The organism is Nostocoides sp. (assembly GCF_037045025.1).
Lineage (GTDB): Bacteria > Actinomycetota > Actinomycetes > Actinomycetales > Dermatophilaceae > Nostocoides_A.
Map to the genome: position 1 here is coordinate 357,155 of NZ_JBAOHM010000007.1, position 19,009 is coordinate 376,163.

Consider the following 19,009-nt stretch of genomic DNA (forward strand, 5'->3'; position numbering starts at 1 on the left):
GCCCCATACCCCCGCGGGTTGGTATCTTGGCTGGCGCTGCAGCACCGACCCGATGAGGAGCCCTGGTGACGACCGACCTGCCCGAATTCAGCTTCCGTCACATCGGGCCGGGCACGGCCGATGTCGAGGCCATGCTGCAGGTGGTGGGTCAACCGAGCTTGGTGGCGTTGGTTGACGCCGCGATTCCCCAGACGATCCGCTCGAGCGAGCCCCTGGACATTGAGGCCGCGGTCTCCGAGAACGCCGTACTGGACGAACTTGCCGCCTATGCGGACCGAAACCGGATCGTGACGAGCATGATCGGCCAGGGCTACTACGGCACTTTCACGCCGGGCGTTATCCAGCGCAACGTGCTGGAGAACCCGGGGTGGTATACGGCCTATACGCCCTACCAGCCCGAGATTTCGCAAGGCCGCCTGGAGGCGCTCGTCAACTTCCAGACGATGATCACCGACCTGACCGGGTTGGACATCGCCGGGTCTTCGCTCCTGGATGAGGCGACCGCCGCGGCCGAGGCGATGACCCTTATGCATCGCTCGACCCGGGCCAAACCCGGCGCCGCGCTGCTTGTCGATGAGCACGTGTTTGGCCAGACGATGGCCGTCATCCGCACTCGCGCCGACGCCATCGAGATTCCCGTCGTGGTCGCCGATCTCAGCGGAGTCGACACGGCCGACGCGTTGCGGGAGGCTGCTGGCGGCGCCGACGTCTTTGGCGTCCTGGTGCAATATCCCGACGCCCGTGGTGCGATCCGCTCCTGGGCGGCACTCACCGAGGCCGCTCATGCGGCCGGAGCCCTCGTCACTGCGGCCTGCGACCTGCTGGCCCTCACGGTGATCGCGCCGCCGGGGGTGTGGGGCGCTGACATCGCCGTGGGTTCCGCCCAGCGCTTCGGCGTGCCCATGATGTTCGGTGGCCCGCACGCGGGCTTCATGAGCGTCCGCAAGGGGTTGGAGCGGACGATGCCCGGCCGCCTGGTCGGTGTGTCCGTCGACGCGGCCGGTTACCCGGCATACCGGCTGGCACTGCAAACGCGCGAGCAGCACATCCGCCGGGAGAAGGCCACCTCGAATATCTGCACCGCCCAGGTTCTGCTCGCGGTGATGGCGTCGATGTATGCCGTCTACCACGGCCCGGCGGGCCTGCAGGCGATCGCCGAGCGCGTCCACGGCTACGCGGCGCAGCTGAAGGCGCGGTTGGGTGCGGCGGGCTTCGGCCTGGCCCACGAGGACGGCTTCTTCGACACCCTCTGCCTGGCGGTTCCGGGCAGGGCCGATCAACTCGTGGACGCGGCGCTGCAGCAGGAGATCAACATCTGGCGAGTGGACGCCGACCGGGTGTCGATCAGCGTCGACGAGACCACGACGACCGAGCAGGTCCGGCGGCTGCTGACCGCCTTCGGTGGCACCGACGCCGAGCCCGGTGAGGCTGCCGAGGATGCGATCGCCGAGTTGCGCCGCACGCCGGGACCGGATGGCGCACCGGACTTCTTGACCCATCCGACCTTCCACGCCTACCGCAGCGAGACCGCGATGCTGCGCTATTTGCGGACGCTCGCCGACAAGGACTTCGCGCTCGACCGCGGCATGATTCCGCTGGGGTCCTGCACGATGAAGCTCAATGCCACGACCGAGATGGCCGCAATCACCTGGCCCCAGTTCGCCAACCTGCATCCGCTGGCGCCCGCGGATCAAGCCGACGGCTATCACGCGCTGATTGCCGAGTTTGAGGCGTGGCTGTGCACGATCACCGGCTACGACGCCGTATCGGTCCAGCCCAACGCCGGCTCGCAGGGTGAGTTCGCCGGCCTGCTCGCCATCCGCGCCTATCACCGCGCCCAGGGCCAAGAACACCGGCGGGTGTGCCTCATCCCGCAGAGCGCGCATGGCACCAACGCCGCCAGCGCGGTCATGGCCGGCATGAAGGTCGTCGTCGTCGCCACCGGCCCCGGCGGCGACATCGACATGGTGGACCTGAAGGACAAGATCGCCCAGCACGGGGACAACCTCGCCGCCATCATGGTGACCTACCCATCCACCCACGGCGTCTATGAGGACACGATCGCCGAGCTGTGCGCCATGATCCACGACGCCGGCGGGCAGGTATACGTCGACGGAGCCAACCTGAACGCTCTCGTCGGGCTCGCCCAGCCGGGCAAGTTCGGCTCCGACGTCTCTCACCTGAACCTGCACAAGACCTTCTGCATCCCTCATGGCGGCGGCGGCCCCGGCGTCGGTCCGATCGGCGTTCGCGAGCACCTGGCTCCGTATCTGCCCGGCCAGCCCACCGCGGCAGGGCCGTGCAGGGTGCCCAAGTGGCGGCCGCGGCTTATGGCTCGGCCGGGATCTTGCCGATCTCGTGGGCGTATCTGCGGCTGATGGGTGGGGCTGGGTTGACCCGGGCGACGCAGGTGGCGATCCTGAACGCCAACTACATCGCCGCCCGGCTCGGCGATCACTACCCGATCCTGTACACCGGCAAGAACGGTCTCGTCGCGCACGAGTGCATCCTCGATGTCCGGCCGCTGACCAAGCAGAGCGGCGTCACGGTCGACGACATCGCCAAACGGCTGATCGACTACGGCTTCCACGCGCCGACCATGTCCTTCCCGGTCGCCGGCACCCTCATGGTCGAGCCGACCGAGAGCGAGGACCGCAGCGAGATTGACCGCTTCTGTGACGCGATGATCGCCATCCGGCGCGAGATCCAGCAGGTTCTCGACGGCCAGCTGGGCATTGGGGACAGCGTGTTGCGCCACGCGCCGCACACGGCGCAGGCATTGGTGGGGGAGTGGCCGCATGCCTACGACCGGGTGACCGCCTGCTTCCCCCAGGGGCTGCACGTGGCCAAGTACTGGCCGCCGGTCGCGCGGATCGATGGGGCCTACGGCGACCGGCACCTCGTCTGCTCCTGCCCACCGCCGGAGGCGTTCGAATAGCTGCATCGCGCCACCGCAAACCTCGGCTCAACCTTTTTGGCCCCGTCCCGGTATCTAGAGGCGTCAGCCCCAAACCGGGAGGTAGCCATGGGACAGCGGGACGAGGTCGCTTTTGCCAGTTTTGTGGCCGCGAGATCGCCGCGCCTGCTCAAGCTTGCCTGGCTGCTCACCGGCAACGGCGTGGACGCCGAGGACCTCGTCCAGGGCACGCTGGAGCGTTGCTATGTCCGCTGGTCGCGAATAGACGCCGGCGGCACGCACGCCTATGCACGCCGGGTGCTGATCAACCTGCGGCGTCTCCGCTCGGCTGGCCAGCCCCGGCCTGGGCGGCTATCTGGTCGGCGCGCTGCCGGACCAGCCGGTCGCCGAGGGCCTGCCGATGAGAGCGTTCGCGGGGGCGCTTCCGTTGGCCGACCGGGACGGCGGCGGCTTCGGGTCGCTCCCGGTGCTGATCAGCCCCGCGACGGCGACTGTCGGGTATCCCGACGGCGCCGCTGCACGCGCGGACGAGCAGGTCGTCGCCCTCGGCCGCGGCTGGGTGGCCAGGTTGGTGCACCCGTCGGTTGAGGCCACGCCGACCGGATTGGCGCCACCGGGTGCGATCACCGTCGACGGCGCGCCGGTCACCATGGAGCAAGGCGTCGTCCTCGGCACCGCCGGAGTTCGGGTCGAGTATCCCGACATCACCCACACGCAATCCTTCCCGTTCACGGTCGACGGGCAGCGGGTCACGGTGACCGTCTCTACCGGCGTGTAGGAGCGAGCACCCGGTCGGATGGACCACGTCGTCGTCAACCCTGCGGATCTGGAGCCGGGCGTGGTGAAACTCGGGCACAGCATCGCCCGCTTCGCGCCCGTTGGTCGCGGCCCGGCGATTTGGGCCGCGCAGAGCAGCCCGGGTACGACCCTGGCGCCGTGGGCGATCCTCGGGGTCGCGAGCGCCGGCGTGGAACGCTTGCGGGTCTCCTATGCGGGCGCCGAGGAGATCGTCTCGGCGCGCCCGCTCGGTGACAGCGGCTATGTCATCTATCTGACCGCACCCCGTCCCGGCTTGGTAGACGGCGCCGAGGCCCCAATCTTGACCCCGGTGGGCTGACTCCGCACGGGCCCGGGAGTCAGCCGGTCAGGCAGCCGGAGGGACCCTGGTGATCAAGCGCGCCTGGGAGCCGTGCGGCGACTTGTGCACCTGCAGCCGCATCGGGATGCGGTCACGCAGGTCGGCGAGATGACTGACGATGCCGACCGCCCGGCCGCCATCGCGCAGCGCGTCGAGCAGGGCCATGACCGTGTCCAGACTCTCCTCGTCGAGGCTGCCGAAGCCTTCGTCGACGAAGAGGGTTTGGACCTCGAAACCCCCGCTCGCTTCGCGGATCGCCTCGGCGAGCCCAAGAGCCAGCGCGAGCGATGCCATGAACGACTCACCTCCGGACAGGCTCGCCGGCTCGCGGGCAACCCCGCTCCATTCGTCGAAGACGACCAGCCCGAGGCCGCTGCGCGCTCCGCGGGCGGCCCGGCCATCGTCGTGCTGCAGCCGGAAGCGGCCCTGGCCCATGTGCGCGAGCCGGTCGTTGGCCAGGTCCACGACACGTTCGAGGCGGGCAGCGAGGACGAATGCGGAAAGCCGCATGCGCAGCAGGTTGTCCGGCCCGGTGCCGCCGACGAGATCGGCGAGTGCGGTGATCTCGAGCTGGTGTGATCGCGTGGCCATGAGCGTGGCTGCCGCGGGAGCCAGGTGCGCCAGCACGCCCTGAGCCAAGGTCGCGACCCGTTGGGCGGCGGCGGCCTCGCGGGCGATGCCGAGGTGGGTGTGGCGAGCCTGTTCGTGCGTGGCACGTGCGTGCTCGGGATCGACCGGTGCGGTGTCGGCGAGAGCGGCTTCCACGTCGGGGTCGGCGAGCGTGGCGCGGTGGACCGCGACGTCCTGCTCGTGGGCGCGGGCCCGCGCGGCCAGCGTGGCCAGGTCCGCGTCGGACAGGAGCGCTGTCTCCAGCTCGGCCCGTCCGGTGAACCCGTTGGTGGCCAAGGCCTTCGCCAAGGCAACACCGGCCTGCTCGTGTGCCGCCGTGACCACATCGAGCTGGTGGCGGGCGACGCCGACGGCCGCCGCCGCGGTCGCGCTGCGCCGGTGGCGAGCGTGCGCAGCCTGCAGGGCGGCCGCGAGATCCTGGGTGGACCGGCTCTCGTGCTGCGCCGCACTCGCTGCGGCGGCCGCGGTAGCGCGCGCCTGCGGGCCGGCCGGGGCGGAGCACGGACAGCGGCGATTGTGCTCGGCCAGGGCCGCCTGGGCCCGCTCCACCACGTTCGTATGCCGCTGCTCCAGCGCATGCGCGCGCGCTCCGGCAGCCGCGGCCGCCAGCTCATGGTCGGCCACCTGGGCGGTGAGCCGGGCGTGTTCGGTATCTGCCGCCGCCAGGGTCTCGCGGGCGAGCTGCAGATCGGAGGCCGCTTGGACGGCCTCGGCGTGGGCCCGCCGGGCGTGGGCGAGTTCGTCCGGGAGCCGACCGAGCGCGCTCGGGTCAAGGCCGAGTTCGGCCAGCGTGGCCGCCACATCCTCGGCGCGGGTCTCGCGGAACATCCGGGCAGCTGCATGCTCGCTGGTTCGCTGCTCGACGGCTGCCTCGCTCGCGGTTCGTCGGTCTGACGCCGCCGCGATCAGCTCGGGGCTCCACGTGCCACCGCGTGACCGCGGCACCGGGTGGGAGCGGGATCCGCACACGGGGCAGGGCTCGCCCGCGACAAGGCCGGTCGCCAGTTGGGCGGCCAGGTCGCTCACGCGGGCTTGCTCCAAAGCGAGCAGAGCCTGGCCGGCCTCCAGGAGGCCTTCGCGCGCAGCGAGGAGTCGCTTGTCTGCGGTGGCCTCTTGTGCCGTCGCAGCCGACAGCTGATCACGCATCCGGGCCAGGCGCACAAGGAGCTCCAACCGGTGGGCCCGATCGGAGCACGTCGCTGCGAGCGCAGCCTGGGCGTCGGCGGCATCGGCGGCTTCGCGCACGTCGACCTCCCAGGCCCGCAGGGCGACCCAGCTGGCGGCATGGTCGGCCTGGGCGACGGCGAGCGCCGTCTGGGCGGTGTCGTTGTCAGTGGCAGCCTCCCGTGCAGCCTCGACGTCGTGGGCGGCAGCAGCGAGATGAGCGTTTCCCCGGTCAAGGTCGCCAACCAACCGGGGCAGGCCGGCGCTTGCAGCCCGGTCGCGGCCGGGCAACGCTGCCGCGAGCATCTCCTCGACTCGGCGCAGCTCGTCGGCAGCCCGCTCGGCTTCGGCCGAACTGGCCTGCAGGCGTCGTAGGTCCCCGGCGGCGCGCTGTGCCCGGGACGCGCTCTCAACCCGGACCCGGATGCGAGAAACGTCTGCGGACTCGCCGGCGAGCCGATCCAACTCGATGGACGCAAACTGCCCGCGCTGGCGCCTGCCGGCCCGCTCCAGCGCCTCCTCGAGACGCTCGGCCGTCTGCCGCTCGACGGTCTCGGCGGCGGAACTGGCCGTCATCCGCTCGGCTGCCCAATGCTCGAGCGCGCCACCGATCTCGGCCCCCACCTGGTGCCATCGCTCGAGCGGCATATGGGTCAGATCCGCCGGCAGCACCGGCCCGGCAGCGCCGGACTCAACGAGGGCACGGCTCTCGCTCGCCGCCGCCATCGGGAGGGTGGCGATCAGGTCGGTGAGCTGCCCGACGGTGGCCGCGAGGAAACGCTCCTGCACCAGAGCCCGTTGGCCGAGGCAGCGCCGTTGCTCGCTCAGCCACTCCTCGAGGTCGGTGAAGCAGGTGACGTCGAACAGCCGCTCGAGCAGTGCCCGTCGCTCCTCCGGGCTGGCGGTGAGGAAGGCCGCGAAGTCCCCCTGGGGCAGCAGCGCAACCCGCCGGAACTGGGCCAGCCCCAGCCCGAGGAGATCGTGCACAATGTCGGCGCTCTCATCGATGCGGGTGCTGACGACCCGCCAGTCGGTGCCCAACCGCTCCTGCAGCGCAACGCTGCTGGCCACTCGAACGAATCCGGTCCCGCGCTTCTTGGGCCGCTGATGCTCGGCGCGGCGGGTGATCCGCAGCCGTCGGCCGCCCGCGGTGAAGTCGAGGCTGACCACCGCCGGTTGCTCTGCCGGGGCCAGGTCACTGCGCAAGCCGCGCGCCTGCCGGTCACCGGGCACGTCGGCGAACAGGGCGAAACAGACGGCATCGAGGATGCTGGTCTTGCCCGCGCCGGTGGCGCCGTGAATCAGGAAGAGCCCGCCGGAAGCAAGCGTGTCGAAGTCGATCTCCTGCGCCTCGACAAAGGGCCCGAAGGCCTCGACCGTGAGCGTGTGCAGCCGCATCCTAGGCGACCTCGCCGTCCGCGGCCGCCGCCACCGCCGCGGACGCGGACTCGGTGTCGGCGGTGTGCCGGCCGATGCGGGCCGCCTCAAGCGACTCCCGCAGCAACCGGCGCTCTGCCGGGCCGGCAGCCAGGCCGCCACGGACGTGCTCGAGGAAGTCGCAGCAGATGTCCAGGTCGCTGCGGTCGGTGACGCGCGCGGCATACGGCCGGTGCACCCGCTCGCCCTCCGGGACCCAGTCGAGTTTGAGCGCGTGCGGGAAGCGGCGGCGCAACTGATCCATGGCGCCGAGAGGGCGGATCGGATCGGTCAACGTCGCGGCGACCCAGGCGCGCTCGGCACCGGCGTGTCGGGGGTCGGTGAGCAGCTCGGCCAGTCGACCGCGCAGCACCGCGAGCGGGCGATCGACCGGGGCGGAGACCAACTCGACCCGCGGGTGGCGCCCGGTCTCGATCTCGACGAGGGCATAGCCCTTGACGTGCTGGGCTTCGCCAAAGGACATCGCGACGGGTGAGCCGCTGTAGCGGACATTGTCGGCGACGCGCTGTGGCCGGTGCAGATGACCCATCGCGACATAGGCCGCGCCCGCGAAGATATCGGGATTGACCGCGCTGACCCCGCCGCTGGAAATGTCCCGCTCCGACTCGCACCCGGTGGCGCCCGTGACGAAGCCGTGCGCCATCACCACGACGGGCCGATCGCCACCGCTGACCTCGCCGATCCGGCTCAGAACCGACCGCAGCACCGCCGCGTGCGTCCGCTCGGTGGCACCGACGTGGTCAGCGGCGACTGCCGGCTCGAGATAGGGGATGGGGTGGACGACGACGTCGCGGATGACCACGGGGTCGGCGGCCGTGGACAGCGCGGTGCGGACATGCACACCGGCGTGGGCGAGCAGGCCGGACGCGAAGCCGAGCCGAATCGCCGAGTCATGGTTGCCGCTGGTCACGACAACCTGCGCGCCGACCGCAACCAATCGCTCCAGGGTCTGTGACAGCAGGGCGACGGCATCGGGGTTGGGCAGTGCCTTGTCATAGACATCGCCGCTGATCACCACGGCGTCGACCCGCTCCGCGGCGGCGGTCGCAACGAGATGGTCGAGCACACCGGCCTGGGCGCCGAGCAGGCTGACGCCGCAGAGCGCGCGCCCGAGGTGCCAGTCGGAGGTGTGCAGGAACCGCATGCTTGGCAGACTAGGAGCTGGCACCGACAACCCCCGGGCATTCGCGTCGGTGAGCCGCGCACCAGCTCGACCATCGCTGAGAAGCACGCGTGCTCGTCTGGCGATCGCCCTAACCGTGTGGTTGGGTGAGCGCGTGGGCGTCGAGGTCGAGTCGAAGAGCTATTCGCGCGAGGAACGGCAGCGCTATCGCGAAAAGGTGCGGCAAAATCTCGACGTTTTCGAGCGGATGTTGGCCAGCAGCCAGTTCGAGTTCGAGCGGCCGATGACCGGCATGGAGCTCGAACTGAACCTCGTCGACGACAACTACCAGCCCCGATTCGCCAACGCCGAGGTGCTCGCGGCGATCGCCGACGCCGATTTCCAGACCGAGTTGGCGCAATACAACATCGAAATGAACGTCCGGCCGCGGCCGCTGCCCGGGGATGCCGCCCTGGAACTGGAGGAGGATCTGCGCGCCTCGCTGAACGCCGCCGAGGCCAAGGCGCGAGAGACCGGGGCGCGGATCGTGCCCATCGGCATCCTGCCGACGATCATGCCGGAGCACTTTGCCGGCGAGTGGATCACCGAGAACAATCGGTATGCCGCGCTGAACGACTCGATCTTTTTCGCGCGCGGGGAGGATATCTTCATCGAGATCGAGGGCCCGACGGGCGAGCGGGTTGCGGCCTACAGCGACACGATCGCCCCCGAGTCGGCGTGCACGTCGATGCAGCTGCATCTGCAGGTCTCCCCACACACCTTCGCCGACCATTGGAACGCCGCCCAGGCGCTGACCGGTCCCCAACTCGCGCTGGCGGCGAACTCGCCGTTCTTCTTCGGCAAGCGGTTGCACGCCGAGACCCGGATCGAGTTGTTCAAGCAGGCGACCGACACCCGGCCGATCGAGTTGAAGAACCAGGGCGTCCGCCCGCGGGTGTTCTTCGGCGAGCGGTGGATCACCTCCATCTTCGACCTGTTCGAGGAGAACGTCCGCTATTTCCCCGCCCTGCTCGCCGAGTGCGCCGACGAGGATCCGGTCGCGTTGCTGGAGCGCGGGGAGGCACCGTCGTTGCCGGAGTTGCGCCTGCACAACGGGACCGTCTATCGCTGGAACCGGCCGATTTATGACGTCGTCGGGGGCCGGCCGCATCTGCGGGTCGAGAACCGGGTCCTGCCAGCCGGGCCGACGATGATCGACGTCCTGGCCAACGCGGCCTTCTATTACGGCGTCATCCGCGTGCTGGCCACCGAGGATCGGCCGATCTGGACCAAGATGAGCTTTGCGGCGTGCGAGGAGAACTTCCACCGGTGCGCGCGCGACGGCATCGATGCGCGGATCTACTGGCCGGGCTTCGGCGAAGTCGGCGCGGACGAGTTGGTCTTGCGCCACCTGTTGCCGCTCGCCCACCAGGGCCTGCAGGAGTGGGGGGTCTCGGAGAAGGTCCGCACCCGCTACCTGACGGTGATCGAGGGCCGGTGCACCACCCGGCTCAACGGGGCCGTGTGGCAGACCGAAAAGGTCGCGCAGCACGAGGCGGCCGGCGCCGACCGGCCGACCGCGCTGCGCTTGATGCTCGCCGAATACGTCGAGCGGATGCACACCAACGAGCCGGTGCACACCTGGTAGTCCCGCGGGGGTTTAGCGGCGTGAGACTCGGGGCGCGGGCTTAGTCGGTGGGCAACGACGGCAGCCGGTTCCAGGTCCGAACCGCCGGCTGCTCCCGCTCGAACTGCAGCACGCTCACCGAACCGGCGTCGAGCAACAGCTGCGCGGCCATCCGCACCTCCTGGCGCAAGAAGACCGTCGTGAGGATGCGCAAGGCGTGTCCGTGCCCGACGAGGGCGACGTCGCCGTCGGCCAATGCCGGGATGACGCGGGCGAGCACCCGGGAGGCGCGGGCGGCGACCTCTTCGACGGTCTCGCCCGGGGTCTGACCGGGGACCACCCCGTCGCGGAAGACCGACCATGCATAGCCGAGTTCGGCGCGAATCTCCTTGGTCGTGCGCCCCTCATATCCGCCGTAATCCCACTCGAGGAGGTCCTCCTCGGTCTGCGGGCTCAGGCCGGCGAGCTGCGCGGTTCGTTGTGCCCGTTGCAGTGGAGAGGCCAGTTGCAGGGCGAAGTTGTAGCCGGTGAGCAACTTCCCGGCCGCGCGGGCGAGCACCTCGCCGTGCTCGGTGAGCGGCAGATCCGTGCGCCCGGTGTGCTGCCCGGACTTCGACCACTCGGTCTCCCCGTGACGCAGCAGGACGAGCTTTCCCGCCGCCTCGTGCGGGTGCGTGGGGGGTGGGGTGGCGCTCACCGGGTCAGCCTACGTCGCCAGGCCCGAAGACCCGGGGAAGCGGCCCGCGGACCAGGTCGCGAGCCGCGCCATGCGGGTGCGCTTGAATGGGCGCATGCGCCAGCCCCTACCACCCTCGGTGACCGCCCAGGCCGACTCCGTCCTCGCCTCGGTCGACCCCCTCAGGCGGGAGGAATTCCGGCTCCGGCTCGACCGGTGGGGTGACGACCTTCTCGACGGCCTCACGGCGCTCTACGGCGCCGACCGCTGCGCGCAGGTGGCGTCGGACTTGCTTGCCCGCGCCGCCCAGGCGTATGCCGAGCGAGACTCCGACCTGCTGACCCATGACCGGGAGCGGCTCTTGACCCCGGACTGGCTCCAACAGCCGGACGTCATCGGATATGCCTGTTACGCCGACCGATTCGCGGGGACGATTGCGCAGGTTGAGGCGCATCTGGATTATCTTGCCGAACTCGGCGTCACCTATCTCCACCTGATGCCCTTGTTGCGCCCGCGCGCGGGCGACAACGACGGCGGATATGCCGTAGCCGACTATCGACAGGTCCGCACCGACCTCGGCTCGATCGACGATGTGCGCGCGCTCGCGGCCGAGATGCGGCACCGAGGGATGTCGCTGGTCATGGATCTCGTGCTCAATCACGTTGCCCGCGAACACGAGTGGGCGCAGCGGGCACGAGCGGGTGAGCAAAAGTATCGCGACTACTTCCATGTCTTTCCCGACCGCCAGCAGCCGGACGCCTACGAAGCCACTCTCCCTGAGGTTTTTCCAGACTTCGCACCCGGCAGCTTCACCTGGGACGAGGAACTAAGCGGCTGGGTGTGGACCACCTTCAACTCGTGGCAGTGGGACGTCAACTGGTCCAACCCACAGGTGCTGATCGAGTATGCCGAGATCATCTTGTTCTTGGCCAACCTCGGCGTCGAGGTCATCCGGCTCGATGCCATTGCGTTCACCTGGAAGCGGCTCGGCACCAATTGCCAGAACCAGCCCGAAGTGCACGATTTGACCCAAGTTCTGCACGCTGTGGCCCGGTTGGCGGCTCCGGGTGTTGCCTTCAAGGCCGAGGCGATCGTCGGTCCTCGCGACCTCATCCAGTATCTCGGCACCGGCTCCCACGTCGGTCGGGTCAGTGACCTGGCCTATCACAACTCGCTCATGGTCCAAGGCTGGTCGATGTTGGCTGCCGGAGACACCGTGCTGAGCAGGCGGGCGCTGCGCAATCTGCCCGAGACACCTTCGTCCGGCACGTGGATCACCTATGTGCGCTGCCACGACGACATCGGTTGGGCGATCGATGATCGGGACGCCGAGGCGGTGGGGCTCAACGGCTTTTTTCACCGTCGCTTCCTCGCCGACTGGTATGCCGGGAATGTCGCCGGCTCGTGGGCGCGTGGACTGGTCTTCCAATTCAACGAGGAGACCGGGGATAGGCGAACGAGTGGCACCACGGCGTCCCTCGCCGGGCTTGAGGCCGCCACGACGCAGCCGGAGATCGACCGGGCGATGGCGCGGATCTTCCTCCTGCACGCCATTGCCTTCGGGTGGGGCGGGGTGCCGGTGCTGTGGTCGGGCGACGAACTCGCGCTGTTCAACGATCCCGGCTGGGCGGCGGTCCCCGGCCACGAGGGGGACAACCGGTGGGCACATCGACCGGCGGTGGACTGGGCCCGTGCCGCCGAGCGCGAGGACCTGCGCACCGTGACTGGGAAGGTGTTCCAGGGGCTGTCTCACCTGGCGCGGGTGCGTAAGTCGTTGAGTCAGTTGCACGCCAGCGCCGACACCGAGGTGCTCGACGAGGGAATCGATCGCGGCGTGTTCGCCACCGTTCGTCAGCACGCGTCCGGCCCCATGCTCGGCCTGTACAACGTCACCGAGGATTGGCGACCATTCCCGTGGAGCGTGATCGCCGGGTTGGGAATGGGCGCGCCGGTGAACGCGCTGGGCAACCGGCACTCCGTCGCTGCCGAGACCGATGGCAATGTGTGGCTGCCGCCGTTCAGCGCGTGGTGGGTGGTGGACTCCTGACGGCAGCCCGGGAGATGGGAGTGGGGTCCCCCCGGACGGCCAAACGTGCTAGACACGGTGCATGGCCCAAACAGCATTCCAGGGAAACCCCGTCCAGACCTCCGGCGAGCTGCCCGCCAGTGGAGCATCCGCCCCGGCGTTCGAGCTGACCGGAACCGATTTGAGCGACGTCACCTCCGCGGGCCTGCACGGCCGCCGCGTGGTCTTGAACATCTTCCCCAGCGTTGACACCGGCGTTTGCGCGACCAGCGTGCGCAAGTTCAACGAACTCGCGGCCGGGCTCGACAATACGACGGTCGTCTGTGCCTCGGCCGATCTGCCGTTTGCGCTCGGGCGGTTTTGCGGCGCCGAAGGCATCGACAATGTCGTCGCGGCCTCCAGCTTCCGCAGCGGCTTCGGCGCCGACTATGGCGTCACGATGACCGACGGCCCGTTGCGCGGCCTGCTCGCCCGGTCGGTGGTCGTCCTCGACACCGACGGCTCGGTCCTGCACACGGAGCTGGTTCCCGAGATCACCCAGGAACCCGACTACGACGCCGCCGTCGCAGCGCTCGGCTGACGCCGTGACGGTCAGTGAGCTCGTTGCCCGCGTCCGAAGCCACTCGCTCGCCGACCTGGTCCACCGCAGCGCCTGCCGGTTTCCCGACCGGTTGGCGATCGCCGACGGGCAGACGCGGCTGACGTATGCCGAACTGGACGCCATGGTCGACGGCGTCGCCGCCGCGCTCGCCGAAGCTGGCCTGGTCAAGGGCGACCGGCTGGGGCTGCTGGCCCGCAACAGCTGGCACTTCGCGGTGCTCAATTTCGCCGCGGCCCGCATCGGCGTCGTTCTCGTGCCTGTCAATTTCATGCTGGGCGCGGGCGAAATCGCGTTCATCCTCGACCACAGTGGCGCCAGCGCGTTCGTCGTTCAGGCAGGCTTCCTGCCCATCGCCACCCGGGCGCTCGAGGCCTCGTCCTCGGGCGCCGTCCGAGTGCGTGGGGTGCTGGCCGACGGCGGGGGATCTTCCCTGCCGGAGACGCCGCCCGCGGGCTGGGCCGATGCCGGAGCCTGGTTCACTCCGGGTGCCTCCGCGCCGGATGTCGTTGTCGGCGACGACGATCCGGTGCGGATCATGTATACCTCCGGCACGGAGTCCCGGCCCAAGGGGGTGCTCTTGTCCAGCCGGTCGCTGCAGTGGCAATACGTCAGCTGCATCGTCGACGGGCACATGGAGCCCGGCGACATCGAGCTGCATACGCTGCCGCTCTATCACTGTGCCCAACTGGACTGCTTCCTCGGCCCCGATGTCTATCTCGGGGCGAGCAGCTTCCTTCTTCCCGCGCCCGACCCCGGACAAATCCTGGCGACAATCGCGCGGGAACGAATCACGAAGTTCTTTGCGCCGCCGACGATTTGGATCAGCCTGCTGCGGCACCCCGAGTTCGACTCCACCGACCTGACGAGCCTGCGCAAGGGCTACTACGGCGCCTCCCCGATGCCTGTCGAAGTGCTCAAAGAGATGCAACAGCGGCTGCCGCAGGTCGCGCTGTGGAACTTCTACGGCCAAACCGAGATGTCACCGCTGGCCACGATCTTGCGTCCGCACGAGCAGCTCAGCCACGCCGGCTCGGCCGGCCGAGCCGGGCTCAACGTCGAGACTCGGATCGTCGACGACGCCGATCGGGAGGTCGAGGCCGGCACGATCGGAGAGATCGTGCACCGCAGCCCACACGCCACGCTGGGCTACTACAACGACGACGAGAAGACGGCCGCCGCCTTCGCCGGCGGGTGGTTCCACTCCGGTGACCTCGGCTATATCGACGGGGACGGGCACCTGCATGTCGTCGACCGCAAGAAGGACATGATCAAGACCGGCGGCGAGAATGTCGCCAGCCGCGAGGTCGAGGAGGCGATCTACGGCCTGGAGGGGGTGGCCGAAGTCGCCGTCTTCGGTGTCCCGCATCCGGTCTGGATCGAGGCGGTCGTGGCGGTCGTCGTCCCCAAACCGGGGGCCGAGCTGAGCGAGGATGACGTGATCGCCCACGCCCGCTCCGTGCTCGCGGGGTTCAAGACCCCCAAGCAGGTCGTGATCGCCAACGCGTTGCCCAAGAACCCCAGTGGCAAGATCCTCAAACGCGACCTGCGTCAGACGTATGCCGTTGCGTCGCAGGACGCCTAACCGCTTGACTTCCCCCGCAGCCGGTCACCGGGTGCACAGCACGGCCACCTCGTGGTGACTGGTCTGCGGGAACATGTCGAACAAGCGCGCCTCACGGACTCGCCAATCCGCCAGGGCATCGAGGTCGCGTGCCAGCGTCGCCGGATTGCAGCTCGAATAGACCAGTGCCGTGGCGGGAGAGGCGGCGATCCACGCCGTCACGGTCGGGTCGAGCCCACGCCGCGGCGGATTGACGACCACGAACTCGGGAGCCTCGACCACCAGCGTGCCGGCCTCCCCGGCGTCACCGGCGACGAAGGTCACGCCGTCGACGACCTGCGGTGCCAGCGCCCGCAACGACATCCGCGCGGACGCGATCGCCTCGCCACTGACCTCCACACCGACGACCCGCCTCCCGGGCGCCGCGGCGTGCAGCGCGAATCCGCCCACACCGCAGTAGAGATCCCAGACCGAGCCAGGCGCGGACGCGTCGATCCACCACCGGGCCTGGCGATACAAGGCAGCCGCGACGGCCGAGTTGGTCTGGAAGAAGCTGCCCGGCCGCAGGAAGAGGGCAATCCCGTTGACCGACAGCTGCAGCGCCTCGCACTCGGTGAGCACGATCTCGCGCTGACCCTCCAGGATCGCGGCGTGCGCGGGCTGGATGTTGACCGAGACCACCTGCGTCGTCGGCAGTGCGGCGAGCAGCCGGGGCAGCCGGCTGCGCAGGCCGGCCAGATGGTGGGTGCTGCGCAGCACGAAGCGGATCATCAACGCCCCTTCGGGCGCGGCGGTGACCACGATGTGCTTGACTTCGCCGCGGCGCTCGGGAACGGCATACGGAATCAGCCGGGCGTCCTCGGCGAAGGCGACGATCGCGGGGATGGCCGCGCTGAGCGCGACCTCATAGAGGCCGCAGGCCCGCAGATCGACGCCCTGGCCAGCGGTGTCGAGGATGCCGGCGGTGAGGGCACCCACCTGCCCGCCGATGACCAGTTTGGCCTTGTTGCGGAAGCCGGTTGGCACGCTGGCGACGGGTTCATGCCAGGCCGCCGAGGGGACCACATCGGCGAGTTGCTGCGCGAGGTGGGCCTGCTTGCGGGCGAGCTGCTCGGCATACGGCATCTCGAGGAGCGTGCACGAGCGGCAGCGGCCGGTGTCGTGATAGTCGCACTGCACGGGTGATGAAACCTCCTGGCTCTAGGGTGATCGTATGGCGCGCTACCTCGATATCCACCCGGTCGACCCGCAGCCGCGGCTCGTCGGGCAGGCCGTCGCGGCGCTGCGCGACGGCGGATTGATCGCCTACCCGACCGACTCCGGCTATGCCCTCGGCGCGGCGCTCGGCAATCAGCACGCCAAGGATCGGATCCGGGAGATTCGCCGGCTTGATGACAAGCACCATTACACCTTGGTGTGCAAGGACTTCGGTCAACTCGGCCAGTTCGTCATCCTCGACAATGACGTCTTCCGGGTCATCCGTGCCGTGACTCCAGGGCCCTATACCTTCATCCTCCGGGCGACCAAGGAGGTGCCGCGGCGGCTGCTGCATCCGCGCAAGAAGACGGTCGGTGTGCGCATCCCCGATCACCGCGTTGCGCTGGCGCTGGTCGAGGAACTCGGCGAGCCGATGTTGAGCAGCACGCTGATCCTTCCCGGCGAGAGCGAGCCGATGACCGAGGGATGGTTGGTCAAGGAGGAGCTCGACCACGCGGTCGACGTGGTCGTCGAGTCCCCGTGCGGCAGCGACCCGACAACGGTCGTGGATTTCAGCACCAATGTGCCCGAGGTCGTTCGGCATGGCGCCGGCGACCCATCTCGATTCGAAAGGTGAGGCAGCGATGAGTGAACAACCCCGCCGGGTTGTCCAAAGGGGTTTGTGGTTCGAGGAGTTCGAGGTGGGGACGATCTATGTCCATCGCCCAGGACGCACGGTCACCGAGGCCGACAACGTCCTGTTCACGACGTTGACGATGAACACCCAGCCGCTGCATCTCGACGCCGCCGAGAGCGAGGCGCAGGGGCCGTTCCACTCCCGCCTGGTGAACTCGATGTTCACCCTCTCCACGCTCGTCGGGCTGTCGGTAGCCCAACTGACGCAGGGAACGATCGTCGCCAACCTCGGCTTTTCGGCGATCGCCTTCCCCAAGCCGGTCTTCCACGGTGACACGCTGTATGCCGAGACGCTGGTCAGCGACAAACGTGCGTCCGCGAAACGGCCGGGGGAGGGGATCGTCTCCCTCGATCACACCGCCCGCAATCAACACGGTGACGTGGTCGCCACCGCCAGCCGGCAGACGCTCGTCCGCATGCGCCCGTCGGAAACACCTGAGCACGAAGGGAATCCGTCATGACTGAATGGCAGCCTGGGCCTGCCTGGCTGTTCTGTCCCGCCGACCGGCCGGAGCGCTATGGCAAGGCGCTGGAGCGCTCCGATCTGGTGCTCCTCGACCTGGAGGACGCGGTCGCGCCGACCCGCAAGGCCACGGCCCGCGAGGCGGTCCGCGCCCTCGACGGCATCGATCCGCAGCGGACCGTGGTGCGGATCAACGCCGCCGACACGGCCGACCACGCCCTTGACGTCGCGTTGATGGGGGAGCTCGGCATCCCCCGGGTGATGCTCGCCAAGGCCGAGCGCGCCGCGGACATCGAGGCCCTGGCGCCGCTGGAGGTGATCGTCCTGGTCGAGTCGCCAGCTGGCATCGACCGGGTCCGCGACCTCATCGCCCCGGCCAACGTCGTCGGGGCGATGTGGGGCGCCGAGGATCTGGTCGCCGGCCTGGGTGGGTCGAGCAGCCGGTTGCCGAGCGGCACCTATCGCGATGTTGCCCGGTTCGCCCGCTCCGCCACGCTGATAGCGGCCAAGGCACGCGGTGTCCTGGCGATCGACTCGGTGGTGCTCGATATCACCGACGCCGACACGATGGCCGCCGAGAGCGCCGACGCGGTCGCGATCGGCTTCGACGCCAAGGCGGCGATCCACCCGAGTCAGGTGGCGGCGATCCGCGCGGCATACCGGCCCGAGGCGGCCGACGTCGAGTGGGCACAGGCGGTCACCGAGGCGGCCAAGGAACACGACGGCGGCGTGTTCACCTTCGCCGGCAAGATGGTCGACGGCCCGGTGCTCAAGCACGCCGCCGGCATCCTGCGCCGGGTCACGACTTCTGGTCCGAGCGGCCCTTGAAGTCGTCCATCGTGTGATAGATCCCGATGACATTGTCGGCGATGAAGTCGCGCACGCCGATCGGCACCAGACCCTTGAGCATCTCGGCCAGCAGGACGGTGCGGGGGAGGACGAGGAAGGAATTCCCGGCGCACATCGCGTCCCAGGCGCCGTTGACGACGTCGTCGGGTTCGAGGATGGGAAGCAGCGGGGCCGACTTGGCGCCGTCGAACATCCCGGTGTTGACATAGTACGGACAGACCGTGGTGACCTTGATGTGGTCCAGGCCGGCCTGTTTCAGCTCCAGCCGCACCGAATCCGACCAGCCGATCACCGCCCACTTGGATCCGGCATACGCGGCCATCCGAGGGTTGGGGGTGAAGCCGGCGGCCGAGGCGAGGTTGAGGATCCGGCAGTCCTTGGCGTCGGTGACCATCGCCGGGAGGAAGGCGTGCGTGACATACATCGGCGCCAGCGTGTTGACGTCGATTGTCAGCTTGGTGTCGGTGATCGGGTCGGACTCCCAGAAGTACTTGTTTCCCCGGACGACCCCGGCGTTGTTGACGAGGATCTCGACCGGGCCGATCTCCTGCAGGACGTCCTGGGCGCTCGCCTCGATCTCGTCGGGCTCACCCACGTTGACGACATAGCCATGCACCGGGACCTCGGTCCCGGAAAGATCGGCGAGCGTGGCGTTGAGCGTGTCCTCGTTAATATCCCACAGGATGACCGCCGCGGCCTTCTCGGCGATCGCCCGCTCGGCGAACAGCCGTCCCATCCCCATCGCCGCGCCGGTGACAAGCACGGTCTTGCCCTTGACTGACTTCACGGTGACTCCTTCGTCGGCCCTGGAGACCATCCTGGCACTCAGGCCGCGCCCGGCCACCATCGGTCGGACGTGGGCTAGGTCGCGTCTGCCGATCGTCGGGGTCCCCGCGAAGTACCGGAGCGACGTTCCCACGCACGC

At 69.2% G+C, this 19,009-nt stretch carries 14 protein-coding genes and 2 pseudogenes; 11 read left to right on the forward strand and 5 right to left on the reverse strand.

What is annotated here, in order from left to right:
* The first annotated feature begins 62 nt into the window (after positions 1-62).
* From gcvP to V9G19_RS06415, 4 genes and pseudogenes are all read left to right on the forward strand, one after another.
* A pseudogene (gene gcvP, locus V9G19_RS06400) lies at positions 63-2,938 on the forward strand (aminomethyl-transferring glycine dehydrogenase).
* Between the two features lie 87 nt (positions 2,939-3,025).
* Positions 3,026-3,223, forward strand: a pseudogene (locus tag V9G19_RS06405) (sigma factor); the annotation flags it as partial.
* 94 nt (positions 3,224-3,317) lie between these two features.
* Positions 3,318-3,695 (forward strand): hypothetical protein, encoded by a 378-nt coding sequence (locus tag V9G19_RS06410; RefSeq protein WP_462285056.1) that lies wholly within the window; start codon positions 3,318-3,320, stop codon positions 3,693-3,695.
* A gap of 18 nt (positions 3,696-3,713) precedes the next feature.
* Positions 3,714-4,034: a hypothetical protein gene (locus tag V9G19_RS06415; RefSeq protein ID WP_462284649.1), complete on the forward strand. Its 321-nt coding sequence runs from the start codon at positions 3,714-3,716 to the stop codon at positions 4,032-4,034.
* Positions 4,035-4,061: 27 nt separating this feature from the next.
* Here V9G19_RS06415 and V9G19_RS06420 read toward each other — a convergent pair whose 3' ends face one another.
* The gene (locus tag V9G19_RS06420) at positions 4,062-7,247 is read right to left on the reverse strand and encodes an AAA family ATPase (protein WP_462284650.1); all 3,186 of its coding nucleotides are present in this window, start codon (positions 7,245-7,247) and stop codon (positions 4,062-4,064) included.
* A 1-nt stretch (position 7,248) separates the two neighbouring features.
* Positions 7,249-8,430 (reverse strand): exonuclease SbcCD subunit D, encoded by a 1,182-nt coding sequence (locus V9G19_RS06425; protein ID WP_462284651.1) that lies wholly within the window; start codon positions 8,428-8,430, stop codon positions 7,249-7,251.
* A 133-nt stretch (positions 8,431-8,563) separates the two neighbouring features.
* On the opposite strand from V9G19_RS06425, the gene V9G19_RS06430 reads away from it, so the two are divergent.
* Positions 8,564-10,036: a glutamate--cysteine ligase gene (locus tag V9G19_RS06430; RefSeq protein ID WP_462285035.1), complete on the forward strand. Its 1,473-nt coding sequence runs from the start codon at positions 8,564-8,566 to the stop codon at positions 10,034-10,036.
* Positions 10,037-10,076: 40 nt separating this feature from the next.
* Here V9G19_RS06430 and V9G19_RS06435 read toward each other — a convergent pair whose 3' ends face one another.
* Positions 10,077-10,712 carry a histidine phosphatase family protein gene (locus V9G19_RS06435; protein ID WP_462284652.1) on the reverse strand — a complete coding sequence of 212 codons (636 nt, stop codon included), beginning with the start codon at positions 10,710-10,712 and terminating at the stop codon, positions 10,077-10,079.
* A 94-nt stretch (positions 10,713-10,806) separates the two neighbouring features.
* On the opposite strand from V9G19_RS06435, the gene V9G19_RS06440 reads away from it, so the two are divergent.
* The 3 genes from V9G19_RS06440 to V9G19_RS06450 all read left to right on the forward strand — a co-directional run bounded on the left by V9G19_RS06440 (position 10,807) and on the right by V9G19_RS06450 (position 14,900).
* Positions 10,807-12,738, forward strand: coding sequence for an alpha-amylase family protein (locus tag V9G19_RS06440; protein ID WP_462284653.1), 1,932 nt, complete (start codon positions 10,807-10,809; stop codon positions 12,736-12,738).
* Positions 12,739-12,799: 61 nt separating this feature from the next.
* Positions 12,800-13,297, forward strand: a complete 498-nt coding sequence (gene tpx, locus V9G19_RS06445; RefSeq protein WP_462284654.1) for a thiol peroxidase — start codon at positions 12,800-12,802, stop codon at positions 13,295-13,297.
* Between the two features lie 4 nt (positions 13,298-13,301).
* A complete protein-coding gene (locus V9G19_RS06450; protein ID WP_462284655.1) occupies positions 13,302-14,900 on the forward strand; it encodes a fatty acyl-CoA synthetase in 1,599 nt (532 codons plus the stop codon).
* 24 nt (positions 14,901-14,924) lie between these two features.
* On the opposite strand, the gene V9G19_RS06455 is transcribed toward V9G19_RS06450, so the two are convergent.
* Positions 14,925-16,058, reverse strand: coding sequence for a methyltransferase domain-containing protein (locus V9G19_RS06455; RefSeq protein ID WP_462284656.1), 1,134 nt, complete (start codon positions 16,056-16,058; stop codon positions 14,925-14,927).
* Between the two features lie 34 nt (positions 16,059-16,092).
* Here V9G19_RS06455 and V9G19_RS06460 point away from each other — a divergent pair, with 34 nt between their 5' ends.
* Genes V9G19_RS06460 through V9G19_RS06470 form a run of 3 tightly spaced genes read left to right on the forward strand, consistent with a single transcriptional unit; the run spans position 16,093 to position 18,063 of the window.
* Positions 16,093-16,713: an L-threonylcarbamoyladenylate synthase gene (locus V9G19_RS06460; protein ID WP_462284657.1), complete on the forward strand. Its 621-nt coding sequence runs from the start codon at positions 16,093-16,095 to the stop codon at positions 16,711-16,713.
* Between the two features lie 7 nt (positions 16,714-16,720).
* Positions 16,721-17,233 (forward strand): MaoC family dehydratase, encoded by a 513-nt coding sequence (locus V9G19_RS06465; protein ID WP_462284658.1) that lies wholly within the window; start codon positions 16,721-16,723, stop codon positions 17,231-17,233.
* Positions 17,230-18,063, forward strand: a complete 834-nt coding sequence (locus tag V9G19_RS06470; protein ID WP_462284659.1) for an HpcH/HpaI aldolase/citrate lyase family protein — start codon at positions 17,230-17,232, stop codon at positions 18,061-18,063. Before V9G19_RS06465 ends, V9G19_RS06470 begins: the two co-directional genes overlap by 4 nt.
* Here V9G19_RS06470 and V9G19_RS06475 read toward each other — a convergent pair.
* Positions 18,035-18,871, reverse strand: coding sequence for an SDR family NAD(P)-dependent oxidoreductase (locus V9G19_RS06475; protein WP_462284660.1), 837 nt, complete (start codon positions 18,869-18,871; stop codon positions 18,035-18,037). The two genes, V9G19_RS06470 and V9G19_RS06475, sit on opposite strands and share 29 nt — an antisense overlap.
* Positions 18,872-19,009 lie beyond the last annotated feature (138 nt).

Bases quoted from the DNA above. Each gene is read 5' to 3' on its own strand.
- V9G19_RS06415 (WP_462284649.1), top strand. From the start codon at position 3,714: ATGGACCACGTCGTCGTCAACCCTGCGGATCTGGAGCCGGGCGTGGTG.
- V9G19_RS06410 (WP_462285056.1), top strand. From the start codon at position 3,318: ATGAGAGCGTTCGCGGGGGCGCTTCCGTTGGCCGACCGGGACGGCGGC.
- tpx (WP_462284654.1), top strand. From the start codon at position 12,800: ATGGCCCAAACAGCATTCCAGGGAAACCCCGTCCAGACCTCCGGCGAG.
- V9G19_RS06440 (WP_462284653.1), top strand. From the start codon at position 10,807: ATGCGCCAGCCCCTACCACCCTCGGTGACCGCCCAGGCCGACTCCGTC.
- V9G19_RS06420 (WP_462284650.1), bottom strand. From the start codon at position 7,247: ATGCGGCTGCACACGCTCACGGTCGAGGCCTTCGGGCCCTTTGTCGAG.
- V9G19_RS06465 (WP_462284658.1), top strand. From the start codon at position 16,721: ATGAGTGAACAACCCCGCCGGGTTGTCCAAAGGGGTTTGTGGTTCGAG.
- V9G19_RS06425 (WP_462284651.1), bottom strand. From the start codon at position 8,430: ATGCGGTTCCTGCACACCTCCGACTGGCACCTCGGGCGCGCGCTCTGC.
- V9G19_RS06470 (WP_462284659.1), top strand. From the start codon at position 17,230: ATGACTGAATGGCAGCCTGGGCCTGCCTGGCTGTTCTGTCCCGCCGAC.
- V9G19_RS06460 (WP_462284657.1), top strand. From the start codon at position 16,093: ATGGCGCGCTACCTCGATATCCACCCGGTCGACCCGCAGCCGCGGCTC.